Raw genomic sequence first — 23,447 nt, forward strand, 5'->3', positions numbered from 1 at the left:
TTTAACAATAAATTTTTATTTCTTTTGATCGAGGATTTATTGTTAAACAAGTAATTAATGAAAAGGATGTTAAATCTTTTTTATAAGATAGATGATACATACCGATATTTAATAAAGGAAAGAAAGGGAAAGTAACTATTGCTAGCTTTATGAGAATTGGGAACTAATAAAACATATGTAGGTTTTGGTATGGAAAAGAAAATAGTGTGTATTTAAATGAATGCAAAGTTTATGGAGGAACAATCATGTTGAATTATGGTGTGAAGATGAAAAAGTTGCTATTAGTGGCAGCTATAATAGTAAGCGTATTAAGTACGGAAAGTATGATGAATTATCATGCGGCCAAAGCTAAGGTGAAAAAAGTAGAACATCAGCCTAAAAATATAATTATGATGGTTATGGACGGAACGAGTTCAACGGCGACAACATTGGCTCGCTGGTATAAAGGGGCACCGCTTACGTTAGATCAAATTGTAACAGGAGGAGTTCGTACGTTTTCGGCGGAATCAGCTATTACAGACTCAGCGCCAGCAGCAACAGCATTAGCAACTGGAAATAAATCAAATTCAGGATATGTAGGTGTATTACCTTCTATTGTAAGTTCGCCTAGCTTAGAGCTAATAAAAGAAAAGGACAAGTTACGGCCGGTCGCAAACGTATTAGAAGGTGCAAAACGTACTGGTCGTGCAACTGGAATTGTTGCTACATCTGAAATTCAGCATGCTACTCCGGCGGGATTCTCGGCTCACCATGTCAATCGCAAGCAATTTGACGTAATTGCGAAGCAGCAAGTATATCAAAATATAGATGTCGTATTAGGCGGGGGAAAAGCGGCGCTGTTACCTATGCAAAGTAATGGAATCCGAAAAGATGGTGAAAATTTAGTAAAGGTGATTCAAAACAAAGGATACGATTTTGTTGAAACGAAAGATGCGTTATTGAACTCCAAATCTAATAAAATTTGGGGCTCTTTCTCACATCATGCTCTTGCGTTTGATACGGATCGTATAGCAACAAACCCAGAACAACCAACACTTTCTCAAATGACAGAAAAAGCAATTCAAACATTATCAAAAGATAAAGATGGTTTCTTTTTATTCATAGAAGGTAGTAAGCCTGATTGGGCAGCCCATGCGAATGATCCAATTGGGATGATTAGTGATATATTGGCATTTGATGAAGCGGTAGCAAAGGCGTTACAATTTGCGAAGAAAGATGGGGATACGATGCTCATCGCTTTAACTGATCATGGTAACAGCGGCATCTCTATAGGGAATAGGAATACGACAAAAGGATACAATACTACACCGGTTTCTGCATACATTGATCCATTGAAAAAGGCGAAAATGACACTTGAAGGAACTATAAATAAACTGAAATCTGATTTATCAAATGTAGAAGATGTAGCTAAACTATACGGTTTGGATAATCTAACTCATGATGAAAAAGAAAAATTAAAAGCGGCAAAAAAGAAAATGGATGTAGGACGAATTCTTACTACATTATTGGCTAATCGTGCAAATATCGGCTTTACGACAGGAGGACATACAGGTGAGGATGTATTCTTACATTCTTATGGACCTCAAAAACCAGAAGGCTTAATCCAAAATACAGACATTGCGAAGACGATGGCGAAAGCGATGGGCTTTAACTTAGAAGAAGTAACGAATAAAATATTTTTAGAGAGTGAACAAGCCTTTAAGAAGATCGGTGCAACTGTAACAGCCAACAAAACCGAAGGAGCAAACCCGTTACTGGTAGTAAAACATAATAAAGTAGAAGCACAATTATTTGGTAACAAAAATATAATTCGTATCAATGGTAAAGGGTATGAATTAAGAAGTATTATTGTAGAGAGTAATGGAAAGTGCTATGTACCAGAAGAAGCAATTCAACTATTTGTAAAGCATTCTCGTTAAAAAATTGCCAACCAGTTAAGCTAACTGGTGGCAATTTTTTGTGTTTATTCTAAATGTAAGTGTTCGAATTGTTTTGTAAAGTTTTCCATATGAGACTGGTATCAATGTTAAAGGGAAAGTATAGTTTTTTCTTACATTAAAAAATTTCGTTTTGTAGAATAAGAAGTTATACATATAGTAAAGTCTAATGGGTTATCAATTAATATTTACGAAAAATATATTAATACTTTAGAATTTCTTTAATGTTCATTATTTTTTATTTAAGGTTATCCGTTATATTTATAATGTGTTTATTTCAATTTATTGTATTGAAGCTCAGTTTTATATAATTATAAAGCAATCATCAAAATAAAATCTCCACTAGAGTAAATTTATTATTTTTTTGCGAAAATTATTATGCAGTTAAGAAAACTGTAATTTATTGAATTAGAAATATATTAGAATTTAGTTGAAGAAAGAGAGAGGGAATAAAATGAATATAGTGCACTTACGTCCTAAACAGCGGTCTAAGTATCGCATTATGCTAGGGAAGTGGTATTACTCTACAAAGAGGCACATTCAGTGGTTAGCAGACGGAAAAACATATGCAAAAAGGTTCCAACAAGAAAAGCTACCTTGTACAGCAATTCAGCACCAAACAATATTACTTCGTAAGCTCAAAGATGTAGATATGTGGTATCAACAGAATAAGGTTGTTAATTTGAAAATTGCTGTTAAAAAACTAAATGGTATCGTCATTAGACCGGGAGAAACATTTTCTTACTGGCGTTTAATAGGTAAGCCAACGAGGAAAAAAGGGTATGTAGAAGGTATGGTATTACACTACGGATCTTTTCAAACAGGTATTGGAGGAGGTCTTTGTCAGCTTTCAAATTTAATATATTGGATGACTCTACATACACCACTGACAGTAACCGAACGATATCGTCATAGCTTTGATGTCTTTCCTGATTCTAGGCGAACTCAACCGTTTGGGAGTGGGGCAACTTGTTCCTATAACTATTTGGATTTACAAATTAAAAATGAAACGGATCAACCGTATCAACTTCACCTTTATATGACAGATGAACATTTAGTTGGTGAATGGAGAACAGTCTATCCGCAACTTTATCAATATGAAGTGTATGAGAAAGAACACTCAATTCAACCTGCATACTGGGGCGGTTATATACGACATAATGTGATTCAACGTAAAGTATATAATCTACAGAAACAGTTAATAGAAGATCAATATGTAACAGAGAATCACGCTATAATGATGTACGAACCACTATTAGCTTGTAATAATGAGATTAGTGAGTAATATGGTAACCCATAGATTAAGTAGTATAGAAAATATTTAATTCTTATTTTTACTAAAAAAGTTCACTGTTATTTATAGGTGAGTTTGTTTTTCTATCTTATGTATTTCACCCTGCATAAAAAAATATTTCTCAACATTTTATTTGTTGAAAAAGATTGAATATTCGTATTATAACGAATATTATGTTGTTATCGGCAAAAAAACGATAATTTGCAGACACTGGGGAGGAAATACATTGAAAAAGAAAAAGAAATTAAAACCATTAGCGGTATTAACAACAGCAGCAGTACTAAGTAGTACGTTTGCTTTTGGAGGTCACGCAGCGTATGCTGAGACACCAACATCATCTCTACCAATAGATGAGCACTTAATACCGGAGGAGCGTTTGGCTGAAGCGCTAAAACAACGGGGGGTAATTGATCAATCTGCATCGCAAGCTGAGACGTCAAAGGCTGTCGAAAAATATGTTGAGAAAAAGAAAGGGGAAAACCCTGGGAAAGAAATCTTAACAGGAGATAGTCTTACGCAAGAAGCTTCTGATTTTATGAAAAAAGTAAAAGATGCAAAAATGAAGGAAAATGAACAGGCGCAGCAGCCTGAAGTAGGCCCGGTAGCTGGACAAGGTGCAGCATTGAACCCTGGGAAATTAAATGGAAAAGTACCTACTACATCAGCGAAGCAAGAAGAATACAATGGAGCTGTTCGAAAAGATAAAGTACTTGTTTTACTTGTAGAATTTAGCGATTTTAAGCATAACAATATTGATCAAGAGCCAGGATACATGTATTCTAAAGACTTTAATCGTGAACATTATCAAAAAATGTTATTTGGTGATGAACCATTTACTTTATTTGATGGATCGAAGATTAACACATTTAAGCAATATTATGAAGAACAATCTGGTGGTAGCTACACAGTTGATGGGACTGTAACAGAATGGCTTACTGTTCCAGGAAAAGCATCAGATTATGGTGCTGATGCGGGTACTGGGCATGATAACAAGGGGCCTTTAGGACCAAAAGATTTTGTGAAAGAAGCATTAAAAGCAGCGGTAGCAAAAGGAATCAATTTAGCAGACTATGACCAATTTGATCAATACGATCAAGATGGTGATGGAAATAAAAATGAGCCAGATGGCATTATTGATCATTTAATGGTTGTACATGCTGGCGTTGGTCAAGAAGCTGGCGGCGGTAAATTGAAAGATGATGCGATTTGGTCACATCGTTCAAAACTAGGTTCAAAACCATATGCAATTGATGGCACGAAATCTTCTGTTTCGAACTGGGGCGGAAAGATGGCTGCATATGATTATACAATCGAGCCTGAAGACGGGGCAGTTGGTGTGTTTGCACATGAGTATGGCCATGATTTAGGCTTACCAGATGAATATGATACAAAGTACTCAGGACAAGGTGAACCTGTTGAGTCATGGTCTATTATGAGTGGTGGTAGCTGGGCTGGAAAAATTGCAGGAACAGAGCCAACGAGTTTCTCACCACAAAATAAAGAGTTTTTCCAAAAGAATATGAAGGGGAACTGGGCGAATATCCTTGAAGTAGATTATGACAAACTTAGCAAAGGAATCGGTGTTGCAACATATGTAGATCAAAGTACTACAAAATCTAAACGACCTGGAATCGTTCGTGTTAACTTGCCGGACAAAGATATAAAAAATATCGAATCAGCGTTTGGTAAGAAATTCTATTACAGTACAAAAGGAAATGACATTCATACAACACTTGAGACACCAGTATTTGACTTAACAAATGCAAAGGATGCTAAGTTCGATTATAAGGCATTTTACGAACTTGAAGCGAAGTATGATTTCCTTGACGTATATGCGATTGCAGAAGATGGAACGAAGACACGCATTGATAGAATGGGCGAAAAAGATGTAAAAGGCGGCGCGGATACAACTGATGGTAAGTGGGTTGATAAATCATACGATTTAAGCCAATTCAAAGGAAAAAAAGTAAAACTGCAATTTGAGTACTTAACAGATATTGCAGTAGCTTATAAAGGGTTTGCGTTAGATAATGCAGCATTAACTGTAGATGGAAAAGTTGTTTTCTCTGATGATGCAGAAGGTCAGCCAGCAATGACGTTAAAAGGCTTTACTGTGTCTAACGGATTTGAACAGAAAAAACATAATTACTATGTAGAGTGGAGAAATTACGCTGGTTCTGACACTGCGTTACAACATGCACGTGGCCCAGTATTTAATACAGGAATGGTTGTATGGTATGCGGATCAAAGCTTTACAGATAACTGGGTAGGCGTTCATCCAGGTGAAGGGTTCTTAGGAGTAGTAGATTCTCATCCAGAGGCAATTGTAGGGACATTAAACGGACAACCTACTGTGAAGAGCAGTACGCGTTACCAAATTGCCGATGCGGCATTCTCATTTGATCAAACACCAGCATGGAAAGTAAATTCACCAACTCGCGGTATCTTCGATTATAAAGGATTACCAGGAGTGGCAAAATTTGATGATTCTAAGCAATACATCAACAGCATTATTCCTGATGCAGGACGTAAGTTACCGAAACTAGGACTGAAGTTTGAAGTGGTAGGCCAAGCTGAAGACAAGTCTGCAGGTGCAGTGTGGCTTCATCGATAAAATAAGGTAAAACGAAGAGGAGCTGCGATAAGTCGGTGAAACTGACTTATCGCAGCTTTTTTCTTCTTGTGAAAAAACTTGCTGTTTTTTTATGTACTTATTGGAAAAATTCGAAGTTTCTTTTATAAATAAAATACTCCGCCTGTCCAATTATAGAAGCTATTTTGGGCGTAAGTAATTTGTAAGTAATGAGTAAGAAAAAAGAGATTTTCATAGTATATAATATTTATTATAGCTACTTTTAACACCTGATACTAATAGTGTGCTATAATATGAATTAGCAACAAAAAGGAAAGGAATTAGAACAATGACCTTAGAAAATACTAAAAATTTAAAAAAACAAGTTGCTCCTTTTGAAAAATCAACGATTAAAAAAAGTGTTTGGCAACTGATCAACACAATCGTGCCATTTATTATTTTATGGTATCTTGCTTATAAAAGTTTGTCAGTTTCTTATTGGTTAACATTAGTTCCAGCACTGTTAGCCGCTGGATTTATGACAAGAATTTTCATTATTTTTCATGATTGCACCCATTATTCGTTCTTTAAAAGTCGACGTGCAAATAGAATAGTTGGAACGTGTATGGGTGTTTTAACATTATTCCCATTTGATCAGTGGGGGCATGAACATTCTATTCACCACGCTACGAGTGGTAATTTGGATAAGAGGGGTACAGGGGATATTTGGACGCTTACAGTTGATGAATATGTAGCTGCACCATTTAGACTTCGTTTAGCATATCGCTTATATCGCAATCCATTCGTTATGTTTGGATTAGGTCCGATTTATGTTTTCTTGCTTAAAAATAGATTTAACCGAAAAGGTGCAAGGCAGAAAGAACGTATGAATACTTATTTGACGAATATTATAATTGTTGCTGTAGTAGCTATACTTTGCTGGGCAATTGGGTGGCAATCGTTTCTGTTAGTACATGGTACTATATTCTTAATAGCAGGTTCAGTAGGGATTTGGCTGTTTTACGTACAGCACACATTTGAGGATTCTTATTTTGAAGAGGATAAAGATTGGGAATATGTGAAAGCGGCAGTGGAAGGAAGTTCTTTTTATAAGCTTCCTAAAATTTTGCAATTCTTAACTGGTAATATTGGATTCCATCATGTTCACCATTTAAGCCCAAGGGTACCTAACTATAAACTAGAAGAGGCACACAATAATACGCTTCCGTTAAAAAATGTACCAACGATTACGCTTGCTACAAGCTTACAATCACTACGTTTCCGTCTTTGGGATGAGAAAAGTAACAATTTTGTTAGCTTTAAAGATGTCAAAAATATAATTAAAAATAATGTTTCTGTTCGAGTGAAATCTGAACTATAATTGCATCGTATATAAAACTCCCCTTAATCATTTTCGATTTAAGGGGAGTTTGTGTTTAAAGAGTAGATGCCAGATAAGAGGAAAATTTACATAATTCAAATTGTAATTGAAGCAGATTAGGAATTGCTCGTACGTAAGTACAAATATAAGATGACAGTAAATGCATTATGTTAACAAATTCATAGTAAAAGGGGGGATCGTACAACATTATATCCAAAAATAAGAAAAGACTTGAACGAAAATTCCATTCATTTTTCTTGGTGTTCCGCATTCCATACACTTAAATAGGACGCATATTCTAATTCATCTGGATTCTCATGTAGCATAGAAATGAATTCTAATTTGTTTCCATCACAATCTAGAAAGTATACACTTGCAGCAGGCATCCACCTTTGGACAATTGGCTCTTGATTTCCTTTTCCTTGACTTCCTATCACTGCTATTCCACGTTCCTCTAACCACGCTTTAGAAGTCATTAAAAACTCTAAATTTACACCAAAAGCAAAATGTCTCGGCTCAAAGTCTTCAATGTTATGTACTTCCCATAGTCCAAGCATTTGTTGTTTATTTTCTCCGACCCAAAAGAAAGCCACTCTTCTTTTGGAGAGTTTTCTTGCTAACGTTAATCCTAGCTTGTTTTGATAGAAATTTATTGCCTTCTCTAAATTTCTTACATGTAAATGAGTTTCGTATATGTTCTGTATTATTATGATCATTCCTTTCTTTATTGGTAACTACCAATTGAATAGTGAATATAATTCTAAAGTTGAAATATGTATAAGCCTAGTAATGTACATCTATATCCGATATACCTATTTACTATTATATTGAAATTGGAATGTGATAAATCCCACTGAGGTAGTAAGTGTTTAAATGAACACTCTACTACTTTTGTAGGAAAGGGGATATATTCATTAAATTAAGATGAAATCATATTAAAATAATGAAAAAAGACCACACATGAAGTGAAACGCTATGTGTGGTCTTTTATGTATAGTCAAATATTACGAAGTCTCGCTAATTTTAGTTTCACTATGAGTGTTAGTAGAATTTCTTTTCTTAACTTTAAAGTGATAGTAAGTGTAGCAAAAGATGATAAATGGGACAGTGCAATAGATTCCAAGTCGTTGTTCTGGGATAAAAATAAGACTGATTAATATAATGCCATACAATCCAAAACCAAGAATTGGTACGAGTGGATAAAGTGGCGTTTTAAATTTTAAGTCTTCTAATTTTCCGCCGTCTGCTAAATAATGTTTGCGGAAAAAGAATTGAGAAACACAAATTGACATCCAAACAATAATGGTAATAACTCCGGAAATTGAAATGAGCCACAAGTAAACAGTTTCAGCAGCTACTACACTTGTCAAAAGAGAAAAAGCAGAAATAGCTATTGTCATGATTAAAGCGTTGAGAGGAATCCCACGTGATGATAATTTCTTTAAAAATGCTGGAGCCATTTCGTTTTTTGATAAAGACCAAAGCATTCGAGTAGCAGCGTATAGTCCTGAGTTTGCGACAGAAAGAACAGCAGTAAGAATAACAAAGTTCATAATATCAGCTGCATATGGAATACCGATATTATCAAAAACAGCAACGAATGGACTCTTTGTTAATCCAGCCTCTTCCCAAGGAATTAAAGCAACAAGAACAAAGATTGCTAAGACGAAGAAAAACATTGTGCGCCATATAATATTTCTAATAGAACGAGGTAAAGTTTTTGCTGGATCTTCACTTTCACCTGCTGCGATTCCGACAAGCTCTGTACCTTGGAAGGAATAATTGACTGTAACCATTGTTAATAGAATAGCTGCAAGTCCATTCGGAAATAAACCACCATGATTTACGAAATTTGAAAGAAGTGGAGCTGGTTCATCGCCTTTTAAATCAATAAAACCGAACATAGCGGCGCCACCAAGAATTATAAAAGCTATAATGGCAGATACTTTTATACTTGAAAACCAAAATTCTGTTTCTGCATAACTACGAGCAGATAATGCGTTAATAGTGAAGATGGTAACGCCAAATATTAAACACCAAACCCAAACAGGAATATCAGGAAACCAGCGCTGCATTGTAATACCGGCAGTTGTAAATTCAAGACCGGTCGTATTCGCCCAGCTTAACCAATACAACCATCCGATTGTAAAGCCAGTTGCAGGATTGATGAATTTAGTAGCATATTCCTGAAAAGAACCTGAAACAGGCATGGCTACAGCAAGTTCACCAAGACATAGCATAACGAAATACATTAATAATCCACCAGCAATAAAGGCAAGTACGGATCCACCAGGTCCAGCCTGACTTATAATAAAGCCAGATCCGTTAAATAACCCGGTTCCAATCACACCACCGAGTGCAATCATGAATAAGTGTCTACTTTTCATCGTACGTTTTAATTCATTGTTTGTATTGCTTACTTGCGCCATTGTTTTCCTCACTTTCGTAGTTGATAGAATAATGTTTGATGTTTTTCCGTATTATGGAATGTATTCCGTGATGTGAAATCTTGTTATAATTTTCAGATAATTAAAAAGAAAAGTCAATATTTTTTTGTTTGCGTTTTCAATTCGTTGTTAGTGATATGTTTTTATTGTTAGAAAATTAAATAAATAGATTGATTTCATTTCGAATGTTTGCTAAATTGATAGTTAATTAAGCGTACTAACATATTACGAGTAAAGTTGAGGCGAGTTATGGTACAGTCCATTGATCGAGCGATAAGTATTATTAAATTATTGAATTCTACAAATGAAAAAGAGTATTGGGCTATTTCTGATATAGCTGATGGAACACATCTCCCGGTTAGTACAGTACATAGATTACTTAACTCTCTAATGGAGCATGGGTTAGTTACACAAATTACAGAGACAAAACAGTACAAAATTGGACCAATGTGGATGGAAATAGGGTTGCGTCAATTGGAGAAGGTAGACTATAGATCTGTTGCAAGAGAAGTGATGAAACGTTTGGCTTCTGAAGTGGAAGAAAGTGTCTATTTGAATATTCCAAACGGAACACATTCTATTATCATTGAAAGAATTGATAGTCCTTTAAAAATTCGAGTTATCGATAATCTAGGAGAACAAATTCCACTTTCAATTGGTGCTGCAAATAAAACGATGCTTGCCAATATGAAAACGAATGAAATGGAACATATTGTAGAGTATTTACTTCCTTCATTACCAGAACAAAAGCAAATTCTTCTTAATCAAATAAAGCAAATAAAAAATGAAGGATATGCTGTCAGTTATGGTGAAAAAACAGAAGGGACAGCTTCAGTAGCTGCACCTATTATCGGATTTAATCATAAAGTAGTAGGAGCATTAAGTGTTGGGTTAATTAGTCATCGTATTAATGATGATCGACTATCTTTTCTTATTAGCAAGGTAAAACAAGCGGCTCATGAAATATCAATAAAAATCGGCAGTACATCAGAACTATAATTTTGATAGCTGTCGTCATTTTTTATTCATATACTGGAATTAGTTTTCATAATGCGGAAAATAGGGGGATTTATATGTCAAAGTGGCAATCAAAAGAACAATTGGTTCAATTATTAAGCAGTCTTGTTGAAATTCCTAGTATTACCGGTTCAGAAGCTGAAGTAATATTGCCAGACTTTGTTGTGGAACAATTATCTGACTTACAGTATTTCAAACAAAACCCGCACCATTTGCAAAAAAATCCGACAGGGGACGGACGATATTTTGTTACAGCACTAGTAAAGAAAAGCGATAGTACAAAAAATACTGTAATTCTAGTAAGTCACTTTGATGTTGTAGATGTACAAGATTACGGAATGTGGAAAGAAGATGCATTTAATCCTAAAAAGTTAACATCTATGTTTTATTCTCATAAAGATGAACTTCCAGACCATGTACGTGAAGATATAGAACATGGAGAATGGCTGTTTGGTAGAGGAACAATGGATATGAAATGCGGCCTCGCATTACAAATGGCAATGATTGAGCAAGCTTGCGAAGAAAGATTTGATGGGAATGTTCTTTTATTGGCTGTACCAGATGAAGAAGTAAACTCTGTAGGGATGAGAGCTGCTGTTCCAAGATTACTAGAGTTAGCAAGAGAACATGATTTAGAGTATAAAACGGTACTAAACTCAGAGCCTATGTTTTCAAGACATCCTGGTGACCAAAATAAGTATATTTACACTGGCTCTATTGGTAAAGTGTTACCTGGTTTTCTTTGCTACGGAAAAGAGACACATGTAGGTGAACCTTTTGCAGGGTTAAATGGGAGTTATATGGCTTCATTAATAACAGCAGAATTAGAGTTAAACACAGACCTTTGTGATATTGTAGAAGGGGAAGCGAGTCCTCCGCCAACTAACTTACTTCAAAGGGACTTAAAAGAGGATTATTCTGTACAAATTCCGCATCGTGCAGTTACATTATTTAATTTGTTTTTATTAGAAAAATCAATGACAGATGTAGTTTCATTGTTACGTCAAAAAGTAACGAAAGTAGCAGAGAAAATAGAAGAGTCGTATGAAAAACATGCATATCGTTTTTCTAAATATAATCCATTTATACCACCTAATCTCAAAGTAAATGTATTAACTTATGAAGAGCTTATCACATATGCAATTGAGCAACATGGACGAGAAAAAATAAATCATATTCAATCTAATATTATAAAAAATAGAGGAGATAAAGATGATCGTGCGGTAACGATTGATTTAGTAGATAAATTAGCGATTTTATGTAAAGAAAAGGCACCGATGATTGTACTTTTCTTCGCTCCGCCGTACTATCCAGCTGTGAGTTCACGTAACAATCCTTTAATAAAAGAGGTAGTTGTAGAAATGGAAAAGTATGCACACTACAATCATAAAATTACATTTGAAAACCAAAATTATTTTGGGGGGATTTCAGATTTAAGTTATGTAGGCTTGCAGTATCCACTGGATTCAATGAGTTCGCTTGTAGACAATATGCCATTATGGGATAAAGGTTATTCAATTCCGCTTCAGGAATTAGAAGAGTTTGATGTTCCATTATTAAATATGGGGCCGGTAGGAAAAGATGCACATCAATGGACAGAACGTCTAGATGTAAACTACGCATTTGAAACGCTATTAGATATGTTACCGAAATGCATTGAAAAATTATTAGTTTCTAATAAAATTACACAATCATAGTAGGGAATAGGTAAGGGATAAAACAGAATCTGTAAAGAAGATTTGAATGAAATTATTTTAATATAATTAAAACTGAAACGGCCAAACTCAAGTATATATGAGTTTGGCCGTTTATCATGTAGTGAATTTCTAATTAAATTCATATGAATTCATAGCTAACGCGATCTCTTTTACAGTTTTACTTTTTAGTTTGACCAGATAGTTCAACAGATTTTTGCGTACAACGCTGCATAGCTGAAATAATCGCTGTTCTCAGTCCTTTTTCCTCTAATGTTGCTACAGCTTCTATTGTCGTTCCGCCAGGAGAACAAACCATATCTTTCAATTCACCTGGATGTATTCCTGTTTCTAGTACCATTTTTGCAGAGCCTAACACAGCTTGAGCAGCGAATTTATATGCTTGATTTCTTGGCATACCATCTAGTACAGCAGCATCTGCCATCGCTTCTATAATCATATATACATAAGCTGGTGAAGAACCACTTACAGATGTTACAACATCCATTAATTTTTCACTTACGATCTCTGTTTGACCAAAACTATTGAAAATGTTTAGTACATCTTCTAAATCTTTTTCTGTCACCATTTCATTAGGGCATAATGCAGACATTCCCTCTCCAACAAGAGCAGGAGTATTAGGCATTACTCTTACAACCTTTACTTTTTTATTAAAGGCATTTTCAGTACTTTCAATACTTTTCCCAGCAGCGATCGTTACGATGATAGCATCGTTTTTGATTACTTCTTTTATTTCATTAATTATTGACGCGTATAGGTCTGGTTTGATTGATAAAATTAAAATATCAGCATTTTTCGCTACTTCATTGTTGTCGGTAGTTGTAGTTAGTCCATATTTTTCACTAGCATTTTTTAAATTAGCAGTGTTTAAATCTGAACAAATAATTTGATTTGAAGACACTATATTTTTGTTTATCATTCCGCCAATCATAGCCATTCCCATATTTCCGCAACCGATGAATCCAATTTGTTTATCCATAATAACTCAATCTTGCTCCTTTTATAATCAATTATATCGGTTTGATATTATTTTCTTAGAATAAGAATAACATCCCTGTGCAATATAAAGAAACATTCTAAGAGAATATATTCCTTTTTGCAACACTAAAAGATAAAAATTAATTATATTCGACATTATGTAAATATATACACTATAATGTAAGGTTTTATGTTTATGAATATGAGTTAAACTTATATCATTTTGTATTTTCATTCAGTAGGGCGATAATTTCATACAAATAACTTGCGGCTCTATTTATTTTTAAAAATACCTCTTGACACCGAATCGAACTATATCGCATAATATAAAAAAATTAGATTGAAAATCGTTGAAGGGAATTAGTACATATGTCTTCTTGCGAAAGAGAGTGGAATTCACCGGCTGAAAGATTCCTCGTATAGAATATATCGAACCTATCCCTGAGTCTTAAATGAAAGTTTAGGCGTTCGCCTGCGTTATAGGCACCAAGTGGATATCTATGTATATCAATTAAGGTGGTACCGCGGAACAATGACCGTTTCGTCCTTTTTATTTTATTAAGGGCGAAGCGGTCATTTTTATTTTGCTCTTAAATACCTCATTGCAGCATTGATGAGAATAGATATAGTTACAAAGTGAATGAAGTGTAATTTATAAAAAACTTTGATTTTAGACTTGGGGGATAAAAAAGTGAAAAAACAACGAGTTGTTGTAAAGATTGGGAGTAGTTCCTTGGCAGATAGTCACGGAGGCATCTCTACAGAACAGCTTTCAGATCACGTTGCCGCATTGGCTCGGTTGAAAGAAGATGGGCACGAGGTTGTGTTAATTACATCTGGAGCCGTCGCTGCAGGTTTTTCAGCGCTAGGATATCCTAGCAGACCTGTAACGATTAAAGGGAAACAGGCTGCAGCAGCTGTCGGACAAAGTTTGTTAATGCAGGCGTACACCGAGGAATTCCGTAAATATGGCATCGTTACTGCGCAACTTTTGCTGACGAGAAGTGATTTTTCTAGAAAAGAACAATATAGTAATGCTTACGCTACGTTAGGAGAATTATTAAACCGCTCCGCTCTTCCAATTATTAATGAAAATGATTCCATCTCCTTAGAGGAGCTGACGTTCGGTGATAATGATATGCTGTCAGCTTTAGTAAGCGGGCTTGTTTCGGCGGATATGCTTATGATCTTTACGGATGTGAACGGGTTATATGACAAAAATCCTCAGAAAAATGCGGATGCAAAAAAATATTATTTTCTTCCTGAAGTTACGGAAGAAATTTCTTCTCTTGCAGGAGATGCTGGCTCAAAACTTGGGACTGGCGGTATGAAATCAAAAATCGATGCTGCAAAGACAGCGCTCTCTCTTGGTGTGAGTGTATTTATCGGAACAGGACGTGGACAGGAAAAGTTTGTAGATGTTTTGAAGGGTAAGGGTGATGGAACGTATGTTGGTAATGCTCCTCAAAAAGAAATGAAGATGAACAAGCAATGGATTGCCTTACATTCGCTTGTTAGCGGACAAATTGAAGTAGATGCTGGGGCAGCTACTGCCATCATTCAGCATGGTAAGAGTTTACTTCCAGCTGGTGTTACGAATGTATCAGGATTTTTCCAAGTGGGTGAAGTTGTAGAGGTTGTAACGCAACAAGGGCGCGTAATAGGAAAAGGACAATGCACATATAGTGCAGAGGAACTAAGAGATGTAAAAGGTATGCAAAGCCAAGATATTCAAGTAAGAGGCGAGAGACATAGTTATGAAGTCATCCATAGGGATCATTGGGTTTCACTTTAAAAAGGAGGAAATAAAAATGAATGAAGTGTTGGCAAAGGGGATAAAAGCAAAAGAGGTTGCTAGAGAGCTTGTGCTTAAATCTACAGAGCAAAAAAACGAAGCACTTTCCGCAATAGCTGATCAGTTAATATTAGAAACAGCTTATATTTTAGAAGAAAACAAGAGGGATATTGAAGAAGGTAAGGCAAAAGGATTTTCTGATTCACTCCTTGATCGTCTTCTGCTAACTGAAAATCGTATTATTGATATGACAGAGGGGATTAAGCAGCTAATTGAATTACGTGATCCTGTAGGAGAATGTGTAAGTGCATGGGAAAGGCCAAATGGACTATCTATTCAGGAGATGCGCGTACCACTTGGTGTTATAGGCATGATTTATGAGGCAAGACCGAATGTAACAGTGGATGCAGCTACAATTTGTTTGAAGACAGGAAACGCAGTCATATTACGTGGTAGTTCTTCTGCTATTCATTCTAATAAGGCCATCGTTGCCGTTATTCACAGAGCGCTCAAACTAACAAGCTTACCTCAAGAAAGCGTACAGCTTATAGAAGATACAACGCGAAATAGCGCGAAGCAGTTGTTTACAATGAAGGATTATCTAGACGTTCTTATTCCAAGAGGTGGCAAACAATTAATCGATACTGTTGTGAGAGAAGCGTCTGTTCCAGTACTTGAAACAGGTGCGGGAAATTGTCATATATTCATTGATGAAACAGCAGATAAACAAATGGCGTTTAATATTATTATAAATGCAAAAACACAGCGTCCATCTGTATGTAATGCAATTGAGACGATTGTACTTCATGAGAATTGGGCAGAGCAATATGGTAGCGAGTTGTTTTCTTCCTTGAAGGAAAGAGGAGTGGAGCTACGTGGTGATAATAAAGCAGTGGCGATTGATTCTTCTATCTTACTTGCGACAGAAGAAGACTGGGAAACTGAGTTTTTATCTCTCACACTAGCAGTGAAAGTGGTTTCCACTGTTGAAGAAGCGATTCATCATATAAATACGTATGGATCTATGCATTCTGAAGCAATTATTACTGAAAACGAGGAAAACGTCAGCAAGTTTTTTACTTCTGTAGATGCCGCGGCACTTTATCATAATGCATCGACTCGTTTTACAGATGGATCCGAATTTGGATTCGGAGCGGAAATTGGTATCAGTACACAAAAGTTACACGTAAGAGGACCAATGGGGCTTCCAGCATTAACTTCTACAAAATATGTGATTCGTGGAAATGGGCAAATTCGAAAATAATAATAAAAGACACTCAATTGGCTTGGGTGTCTTTTATTATAAAAATTAATTACCATACAAATAGCCCAACGAGCATAGCACTTAATAAAGAAACAGCCATCCCGCTAACAAGAAGCTTCCAAACATTTTTACCGATGACTGATGATTTTTCTCCGCCAAATAATGAATTGTAAGTTCCGTAAATCATACCTACTGTACTAAAGTTAGCAAAAGAAGCTAGAAATGTCGTTGCAACCGCAACCGTATGCGGTTGTAGCGACTTTAAGTTTGATTTTAAATCCATCATTGCAACAAATTCATTCGTCGTTATTTTGATCCCCATTAATTCAGCTACATACATAGCATCACTGCCTGATAAACCGAGTAAAAATGCAAAAGGACTAAAGATAATGGAGAAGATTTTTTGAATTGTTAACCCCGTTACAAAAAATCCTAAAATCCCATTTAAACATGCTGTTAAAGCTACATAACCAATTACCATAGCTAAAATAACGATAACCATATTCATCCCAACTAACATACTGTTTGAAATAGTAGAAAAGAAATCCTTTTTTTCATGTTTTGAAGGTGTGTAAACAACGTCTTCTTCTTTCGAAACTTCCACAGGATTTAATACATTGGCTAAAATTAATGCGTTAATACAGTTTAATGGGATTGCGCTGAAAATATATGTTGCTGGAACCATTGATAAATAAGCACCAAGAATGGATCCGCTAACGCTACTCATACTCATAATTCCAAAAGTTAATAATCGATTTTCTTTTAAAACAGATAATTGATCCCGAACAACCGCAAGTGCTTCGGTGTTTCCTAAAAACATCATTTGAATCGAAAAGAAACTTTCTAACTTTGGTAAACGAGAAATCTTTGAAATAACTGCACCTACTTTATCAATAATCCAAGTTAAGATTCCGAAATAAGAAAGAATATCGAAAAAAGTAATAACAAAAATGATAGGAAGTAACGCACTAAAGAAGAAATCAATGTGCTGACTTTCCATAGCTGAAGGAAATGCAAATCGAATACCTTCATTCGCGCATGCTAGTAGCCAACTGAAAAATGACGCAATTTTATTAATGATAATACTGCCGAGCTTTGTGCCTAACATAAACCACGTAATAAAAAGCTCCAATAGGATGAGAATTACAATTGGTCTCCATTTTATATGTTTTTTATTAGGCGAACATAAGAAAATGATTAATATGACAACGAAAATCCCTAACATATTCAATATGAAATACATGTCAACAACTCCTTGAGAGTTATTATTTGTATATAAAAAAGCATCTATTCTTCCAAATTTGGATTATGATTAGAAGTTATGAAGCATGTAAGTTATGTTAGGAATCAATGTATTTTAATTTGCTTTATTTTGAGCAATCGTAGTAATTATCGAACAATTAGCTGTTTTCAATTGTTTTGTTGGATATTAAACGTATGCGATTTTAAACATCGTTTATTCCGGATTAACGGGCAGTAAGATTTTTACCTCAAAATTCAAGGAAAGCAAAGAAGTGAGGTGGGGATGGGCTGCCCGCAAAATCCCGATTGGTAAGAGCTGATTAAAATTTCACTTTATAAATAAGAACGGTGAGTTGGCCATGAACCTTGAAGTTTCCGAAGCTGTATAATTTGTCCTGTATGATAAGCATCATGCAAAAGGATATTCATATATTGTTGCCAAACTGGTAGAGAAGGACTTAGTTCATCTAGTTCTGCTTCTTGAAGGGCGGTTAATGAAGATTGTAAGGCATCATGTACTTGAAGCGGTCGCTTTACGGTTTGCTGCCAAGCGGCATCATCATTAGGTCCACCTTGGATAAACGTCTCATCATTATTTTGTGGAGCAACAAATGTGTCGTCTTCATGTAAGCGGGAAAGTAGGCGTTCTTTAAAGATTAATAAATGGTTCACATTTTCCCAAATCGTATTACTGGCAGCACCTTCTGGTTGCCAACATGCTTGTTCAACCGTAAGATTCTTTAACGCTTCTGATATTGGTGGGTACCATTCTTCTTCGTAAAAAACTTGTTGGACTCCATTTTGCAACATTTCTTTTCTTCCCATTCGTATAGCCTCCTGTTCATTTTTCTTAATAAAACCAATTCTTTTTTCTCTTCAATAAACCTTTTCTATAGTTGCACAAGAGGGTGAAAGACAACTTATAACAGAGTCATTAAAAAACTTCTTTTTAATATGATACTTAATAATCAAGGCTTTAATTAAGTCAGAATGAAAAAGAGTATAAACCTTTCTCTATTTGCTCATTGATTAGAGTTTTTTTGAAGTCGCAAAATAATTCTAAAAATATAGAAGGTTAAATTCGATAAAAATAGAATTTAATATATAGCAAACAAGGAGGGGATAAAAATGGAGGTCTATCACATAACGAGTAGAAAGAGGGAAACTTATAACGTTCAAGTGAAATATTCGATACTTTTCGAATGTGCGCTTGGCATTGCAGCAATTACTCATAAGCGGTTAATTGATACTCTTGAAAAGAGTCAAAATGAATGGGAAGAAATTAAGAAATCATTAACAGAAGAAATGAGAGAGCACTTACAATTTGTCGAAGAACATAATACGTGGAAAGCATTACTTCAGGTGTTGTATGAAGAAGACATGCAGGATGTATCGCAGTTTCATGCTAAAATCGATTCACTTTCAGAAGAAGATTTGAAGTATACATGTTTACCGTTTTTAGGGGAGAAATATGAGAAAAAAAGACGTTTAGCCGCAAGTAGAGATGTAACTGCAATACATGAATTAAAGGAATTAACACATGATCATCAGTTTTTCTCTACGTACATTCGCTTTATATGTGACGTAGATGTACAAGTGCTGAAATCTCATTTAATCGCTGTAATGACAGGGTGGTATGAGAGTGTAATTAAGAGTGAGGAAGAAGAAATACTTTCTATATTAAAACGAGATTATGAAGCAAAAAATGAAATGAATAAAAAGATGAAGCCGGAAGAGTTTGTCGAGTGGGCTACAGGTGGCGTTATTTATATGCCAGAGCCAAGTGTTCATCACGTACTTCTTATTCCGCAAATGACGTACAGACCGTGGAATATTGAGGCAGATATTGAAGATACGAAAGTATTTCATTATCCAGTTGCAAACGAAAGTATCCATCCTGAAGATCCATATGAACCGAATTATTTTTTAGTTCAAAAACATAAAGCTCTTGGAGATGAAGCGAGGTTACGCATTGTAAAAATGTTGTTCGAAAAAGAACGAACATTGCAGGAAATTACAGAAAGATTGCAACTTGGTAAATCGACTGTACACCACCATTTGAAATTGTTACGTGCAGCGAAGTTAGTGGATATACACGATGGAAAATATGTATTAAGAAAGAAAGCAGTACAGTCTTTAGCGAAAGAATTAGATATGTTTTTGAATAGATAATTAACAACGAGAATGTACATAAAGGGAGGAATATAAAAGAAAAGTTGGTGTATGAAATTGAAAAATGTATTGAAAAATCGTTCGTTTTTTTTTATGTGGATTGGTAGTGCAATCTCAGAATTAGGAGGGGCTTTCGGAACGTTATGTAATTCAATTCTAGTATATGAGTTAACAGGATCAGAAATGGCTTTAAGTAGTATGTGGTTATTATATTTCATCCCATCACTCATACTGCAATTAATCAGCGGCCCATTTATTGATAAATGGAGCCGGAAGTGGATTATGATTTTTTCACAATGGATACGAGCGTCCGTATTTTTATTACCTTTAGTGATGCTAGTTTCAGGTAGTATAGAAGTTTGGCACATTTATGTTGTTCAAATAGTAGTGGGACTTATTACACCACTTTATACACCTGCAAGTCAAGCCATTACACCGAGCATTGTAAGGAAAGAACAACTTCAAGATGCGAATGCGTACATTGATGGAATGACTCGCCTTATGATGTTTCTTGCGCCAGTATTAGGTGGAGTAGTCATTCATTTCATTGGAACAGAACTTACATTATCTTTCGTATGCATTTGTTTATTTGTTAGTGGTGCTTTCTTACTTTATATAAAAGAAAATAGAACGTCGCAACCTATTCGGAAAACGTGGCTTGGACAGTTTCTTCACGGTTTTACATATTTTTTTACAAAACCAATCATCGTTTGGCTCGGTATATTTCTTACTTTCGTGCAATTTGGAGTTGGGGTAACGATGGTTACAAATCTTCCTTATATAAAAGACGAGCTGTCAGCGGGATATGCGGAATTTGGTTATTTTATGGCCGGATTCCCACTTGGCTATGTAGTTGGATCTATACTAGTCGGAAAAGTAACATATAAAAGCAGGCGTATACTTATGCTTGGAGGATTGTTTATCGGGGGACTCACATACATTTCGCTAGGTTTTAACCACAGTATTGTAATGGCGGTAATAATTGAAATAGTTGCAGGTGTTTGTATTGCCTTTTTCAATGTTTATAACACAACGATATGCCAACAATCAGTTCCGAACAATATGATAGGACAAATATTTTCGGTGCGATTATTTTTCATACGATCCGCTATGCCGTTAGGTGTGTTAGTAGGGGGCATATTGAGTGAAATGTGGGGAGTAAGAGCACTATACTTTATTATCGGTTCAATTATATGTGTCACTTCTTTAATCGGAATCTTACTCCCATATTTCAAATTTTTAGATGAGGCGATAGAAGAGAAAACAGCATAATTCGAAAAATTTAAACTTTATAATTGAAAATAATTATCATAATCAACTATAATAGAAGTATAGTAGTATTCGTATTACAATGAAGGAGTGGGATATATGTTTATCGAAACGAAAACATTTACAGTAAAAGAAGGTACATCAAATATAGTTGTAGAACGTTTTACTGGAGAAGGTATTATTGAAAAATTTGAAGGCTTTATTGACTTAAGTGTTCTTGTGAAAAAAGTAAGACGCGGCGACGAAGAAGTAGTCGTTATGATTCGCTGGGAATCTGAAGAAGCATGGAAAAACTGGGAAACAAGTGAAGAACACTTAGCTGGACATAGAGCGGGCCGTGGTAAACCAAAACCAGATCATATCATTAATGTGGATCACGCAGTTTATTATGTGAAATCATCAAAAGCGGCTTATCAGCAGTCGTAATATACAAGCAGAGGATACATGTTGTAGAAGCAATCATGTATCCTCTTTTTTATTACTGGGGGGATGGGAATGATAGGAAATCTTTCATTCATTTAAAAAACGTTCTAGGCTATGGAGAAAAGTATTAGACTTATAAAGCATAGTCTTAGACGGAACGCTTGAATATCTTACCTTGCATATTTAAGTGTTATGAAAATGAGTCTACATACTCTCTGCTTAAAAGGAGATGAGTGAATGAAGTCAAATCATTTGAATTTATGTGTTGATGATTTATCAGAAGCGAGACATTTCTTTGAAACATTTTTTGATTTTCAATTTTTAGAGCAAAAGGGAAAGGCATTATTAGTAATGAGTGATGAGAGTGGATTTATACTGGTGCTAAGCGACCCCAAAGCATTTAAGGGGAATAAGGAAGTGATGTATCCAGAAGCTTTTCATATTGGTTTTTTAGTGGATACTTCAAATGAAGTTGATCAAACATATAATCGTTTAGTAGCTGGTGGCATTGAAATAGACAAGAAACCGTATACGATGAGAGGTAGTAGTTATGGTTTTTATTTTACAGTATTTAATGGCTTATTAATTGAGGTGTCTTGTCTTGATTACAGAGAAGGTAAGAAAGTTTCAAAGCTTAATAGTAATCATCAAGAGTAATCATTTGAAGGTGTATAGAATTTAAGTATGTATCATATTAGAAGACGGATTAAGAAAGTTTCACTGTAAAGTAAAAAAGACAGACTAATAAATAGTCTGTCTTTTCACATTAATTCTTCACATCATCATAAAGTTCAAGCGCCTCTTTCACATTCAATCCATTCTTCACAATGCCATGTATCGCTTGAATCATCGCAGCTGGGTGCTCGGATTGCCATATGTTTCGGCCCATGTCTACTCCAATTGCGCCTTCTTGCAGCGCATTGTACGTAATGTTTAATGCGTCTTCAATTGAATCTAGTTTTGGGCCACCTGCGATGACGACTGGGGCAGGGCATGTGCTCGTTATTTTTTCGAATCCCTCGCAGTAATACGTTTTAATAATATCAGCACCCATTTCAACACATACGCGGGAAGCAAGTGCTAGAAAGCGAGCTTCACGTTTTTGTAATTCTTTTGCGACTGCGGTAATGCCGAGTACAGGTAGGCCGTAATCGTGAGCTTCAGAGACTACATTTGCGAGATTCGAAACAGTTTGTGTTTCATAGTCTGATCCGACAAAAACAGAAACACCAACGCCAATTGCGTTTTGCTTCACTGCTTCTTTTACAGGTGTAACAATTGTTTCATTCGCTAAATCTTTACCGACGACAGTAGCGCCGCCAGATACACGCATAACCATCGGTGTGCTGCAGTTTTCAGGAATACAGGAGCTAAGTACACCGCGCGTTAAAAAGAGGGAGTCTGTATAAGGAAGTAAGTTTTTTACTGTTTCAAGTGGTTGTTCTAGTCCGTGAATTGGTCCTAAGAAATAACCGTGATCTATTGCTAACATAACCGCTCTACCATCAGGTAAAATTGTATTTAATCGATTTTTAAATCCCCAAGTCATTCCAAATCACTCCTTCGTTAATGTTGGATTTTCCGTTTGTACAGTATCTTTATTTGGTAAATGTGGTGACTTAATAAAAACAGCTTTAAAAGGTTTGTCAGAATGGTTAATAAGATAGTGAGATTCATGAGGACGAACTTGCAGGACATCACCTTGTTTAATTGGAACTCTTTCATTATTCACATAGAAATCTATTTCACCTTCTAATGCATAAAAGACCTCTTCGCACGTCGTATGATAATGGTTTTGAAACTCCTGGCCCGGTTGAATGACAACAAGGCCAAGATCAATATTTGGACCTTGTATTAAATATTTCGGCCCGTTATCACCGAAGCGATAGGAGAAGTCATTTTCATTCGCTTTTAACATACAGTTCACTCCTTTATGTAATG

The 23,447-nt window shown here is 35.5% G+C and carries 19 protein-coding genes and 1 other annotated feature; of the genes, 12 read left to right on the forward strand and 7 right to left on the reverse strand.

Features of this window, described 5'->3' with window-relative positions:
* The first annotated feature begins 245 nt into the window (after nucleotides 1–245).
* From ACTFP3_RS12085 to ACTFP3_RS12100, 4 genes are all read left to right on the forward strand, one after another.
* The gene (locus ACTFP3_RS12085) at nucleotides 246–1,919 is read left to right on the forward strand and encodes an alkaline phosphatase (protein WP_440010593.1); all 1,674 of its coding nucleotides are present in this window, start codon (nucleotides 246–248) and stop codon (nucleotides 1,917–1,919) included.
* 472 nt (nucleotides 1,920–2,391) lie between these two features.
* Complete coding sequence (locus ACTFP3_RS12090; protein WP_061112947.1) at nucleotides 2,392–3,222, forward strand: VanW family protein; 831 nt, start codon at nucleotides 2,392–2,394, stop codon at nucleotides 3,220–3,222.
* Nucleotides 3,223–3,457: 235 nt separating this feature from the next.
* Nucleotides 3,458–5,845: an immune inhibitor A domain-containing protein gene (locus tag ACTFP3_RS12095; RefSeq protein ID WP_000727446.1), complete on the forward strand. Its 2,388-nt coding sequence runs from the start codon at nucleotides 3,458–3,460 to the stop codon at nucleotides 5,843–5,845.
* Between the two features lie 307 nt (nucleotides 5,846–6,152).
* A complete protein-coding gene (locus ACTFP3_RS12100; RefSeq protein WP_000171504.1) occupies nucleotides 6,153–7,184 on the forward strand; it encodes a fatty acid desaturase in 1,032 nt (343 codons plus the stop codon).
* A 248-nt stretch (nucleotides 7,185–7,432) separates the two neighbouring features.
* On the opposite strand, the gene ACTFP3_RS12105 is transcribed toward ACTFP3_RS12100, so the two are convergent.
* Together ACTFP3_RS12105 and ACTFP3_RS12110 are read right to left on the reverse strand one after the other, a co-directional pair.
* Nucleotides 7,433–7,891 (reverse strand): VOC family protein, encoded by a 459-nt coding sequence (locus ACTFP3_RS12105; protein WP_025687456.1) that lies wholly within the window; start codon nucleotides 7,889–7,891, stop codon nucleotides 7,433–7,435.
* Nucleotides 7,892–8,188: 297 nt separating this feature from the next.
* Nucleotides 8,189–9,613, reverse strand: coding sequence for an amino acid permease (locus tag ACTFP3_RS12110; RefSeq protein ID WP_000079991.1), 1,425 nt, complete (start codon nucleotides 9,611–9,613; stop codon nucleotides 8,189–8,191).
* Nucleotides 9,614–9,880: 267 nt separating this feature from the next.
* Between ACTFP3_RS12110 and ACTFP3_RS12115 the strand changes: the two genes are divergently transcribed.
* Both ACTFP3_RS12115 and ACTFP3_RS12120 read left to right on the forward strand, forming a co-directional pair.
* On the forward strand, nucleotides 9,881–10,630 hold the full coding sequence (locus tag ACTFP3_RS12115; RefSeq protein ID WP_000250758.1) for an IclR family transcriptional regulator: 750 nt from the start codon (nucleotides 9,881–9,883) through the stop codon (nucleotides 10,628–10,630).
* Between the two features lie 74 nt (nucleotides 10,631–10,704).
* Nucleotides 10,705–12,345: a M20/M25/M40 family metallo-hydrolase gene (locus tag ACTFP3_RS12120; RefSeq protein ID WP_440010597.1), complete on the forward strand. Its 1,641-nt coding sequence runs from the start codon at nucleotides 10,705–10,707 to the stop codon at nucleotides 12,343–12,345.
* A 178-nt stretch (nucleotides 12,346–12,523) separates the two neighbouring features.
* Here ACTFP3_RS12120 and proC read toward each other — a convergent pair whose 3' ends face one another.
* Complete coding sequence (gene proC / locus ACTFP3_RS12125; protein WP_000360725.1) at nucleotides 12,524–13,342, reverse strand: pyrroline-5-carboxylate reductase; 819 nt, start codon at nucleotides 13,340–13,342, stop codon at nucleotides 12,524–12,526.
* A 340-nt stretch (nucleotides 13,343–13,682) separates the two neighbouring features.
* Nucleotides 13,683–13,893 (forward strand) — a binding site (T-box leader).
* Nucleotides 13,894–14,032: 139 nt separating this feature from the next.
* Between proC and proB the strand changes: the two genes are divergently transcribed.
* Both proB and ACTFP3_RS12135 read left to right on the forward strand, forming a co-directional pair.
* Nucleotides 14,033–15,136, forward strand: coding sequence for a glutamate 5-kinase (gene proB / locus ACTFP3_RS12130; protein WP_006924529.1), 1,104 nt, complete (start codon nucleotides 14,033–14,035; stop codon nucleotides 15,134–15,136).
* A gap of 16 nt (nucleotides 15,137–15,152) precedes the next feature.
* Entirely contained in the window at nucleotides 15,153–16,400 is a 1,248-nt protein-coding gene (locus ACTFP3_RS12135) for a glutamate-5-semialdehyde dehydrogenase (RefSeq protein ID WP_001006609.1), read from the forward strand.
* 49 nt (nucleotides 16,401–16,449) lie between these two features.
* Here ACTFP3_RS12135 and ACTFP3_RS12140 read toward each other — a convergent pair whose 3' ends face one another.
* Both ACTFP3_RS12140 and ACTFP3_RS12145 read right to left on the reverse strand, forming a co-directional pair.
* Nucleotides 16,450–17,643 carry a NupC/NupG family nucleoside CNT transporter gene (locus tag ACTFP3_RS12140; RefSeq protein ID WP_000273596.1) on the reverse strand — a complete coding sequence of 398 codons (1,194 nt, stop codon included), beginning with the start codon at nucleotides 17,641–17,643 and terminating at the stop codon, nucleotides 16,450–16,452.
* A 332-nt stretch (nucleotides 17,644–17,975) separates the two neighbouring features.
* Nucleotides 17,976–18,467 (reverse strand): DinB family protein, encoded by a 492-nt coding sequence (locus ACTFP3_RS12145; protein WP_326036647.1) that lies wholly within the window; start codon nucleotides 18,465–18,467, stop codon nucleotides 17,976–17,978.
* 303 nt (nucleotides 18,468–18,770) lie between these two features.
* Here ACTFP3_RS12145 and ACTFP3_RS12150 point away from each other — a divergent pair, with 303 nt between their 5' ends.
* From ACTFP3_RS12150 to ACTFP3_RS12165, 4 genes are all read left to right on the forward strand, one after another.
* The gene (locus ACTFP3_RS12150) at nucleotides 18,771–19,814 is read left to right on the forward strand and encodes an ArsR/SmtB family transcription factor (RefSeq protein ID WP_000454559.1); all 1,044 of its coding nucleotides are present in this window, start codon (nucleotides 18,771–18,773) and stop codon (nucleotides 19,812–19,814) included.
* A 51-nt stretch (nucleotides 19,815–19,865) separates the two neighbouring features.
* Nucleotides 19,866–21,086: an MFS transporter gene (locus ACTFP3_RS12155; RefSeq protein WP_000769364.1), complete on the forward strand. Its 1,221-nt coding sequence runs from the start codon at nucleotides 19,866–19,868 to the stop codon at nucleotides 21,084–21,086.
* Nucleotides 21,087–21,182: 96 nt separating this feature from the next.
* Nucleotides 21,183–21,509 carry a heme-degrading monooxygenase HmoA gene (hmoA, locus tag ACTFP3_RS12160; protein ID WP_000469496.1) on the forward strand — a complete coding sequence of 109 codons (327 nt, stop codon included), beginning with the start codon at nucleotides 21,183–21,185 and terminating at the stop codon, nucleotides 21,507–21,509.
* Between the two features lie 234 nt (nucleotides 21,510–21,743).
* Entirely contained in the window at nucleotides 21,744–22,163 is a 420-nt protein-coding gene (locus ACTFP3_RS12165; protein WP_440010604.1) for a VOC family protein, read from the forward strand.
* Nucleotides 22,164–22,272: 109 nt separating this feature from the next.
* Here the strand turns inward: ACTFP3_RS12165 and lsrF are convergent, their stop codons facing one another.
* Together lsrF and ACTFP3_RS12175 are read right to left on the reverse strand one after the other, a co-directional pair.
* Nucleotides 22,273–23,055 (reverse strand): 3-hydroxy-5-phosphonooxypentane-2,4-dione thiolase, encoded by a 783-nt coding sequence (gene lsrF, locus ACTFP3_RS12170; protein ID WP_000219772.1) that lies wholly within the window; start codon nucleotides 23,053–23,055, stop codon nucleotides 22,273–22,275.
* Nucleotides 23,056–23,061: 6 nt separating this feature from the next.
* Nucleotides 23,062–23,424, reverse strand: a complete 363-nt coding sequence (locus ACTFP3_RS12175; protein ID WP_000909986.1) for a cupin domain-containing protein — start codon at nucleotides 23,422–23,424, stop codon at nucleotides 23,062–23,064.
* Nucleotides 23,425–23,447: the final 23 nt, after the last annotated feature.

Origin of the sequence: Bacillus cereus group sp. MYBK5-2, assembly GCF_051915685.1 — a bacterium.
In the GTDB taxonomy this organism is placed as follows: Bacteria; Bacillota; Bacilli; order Bacillales; family Bacillaceae_G; genus Bacillus_A; species Bacillus_A cereus.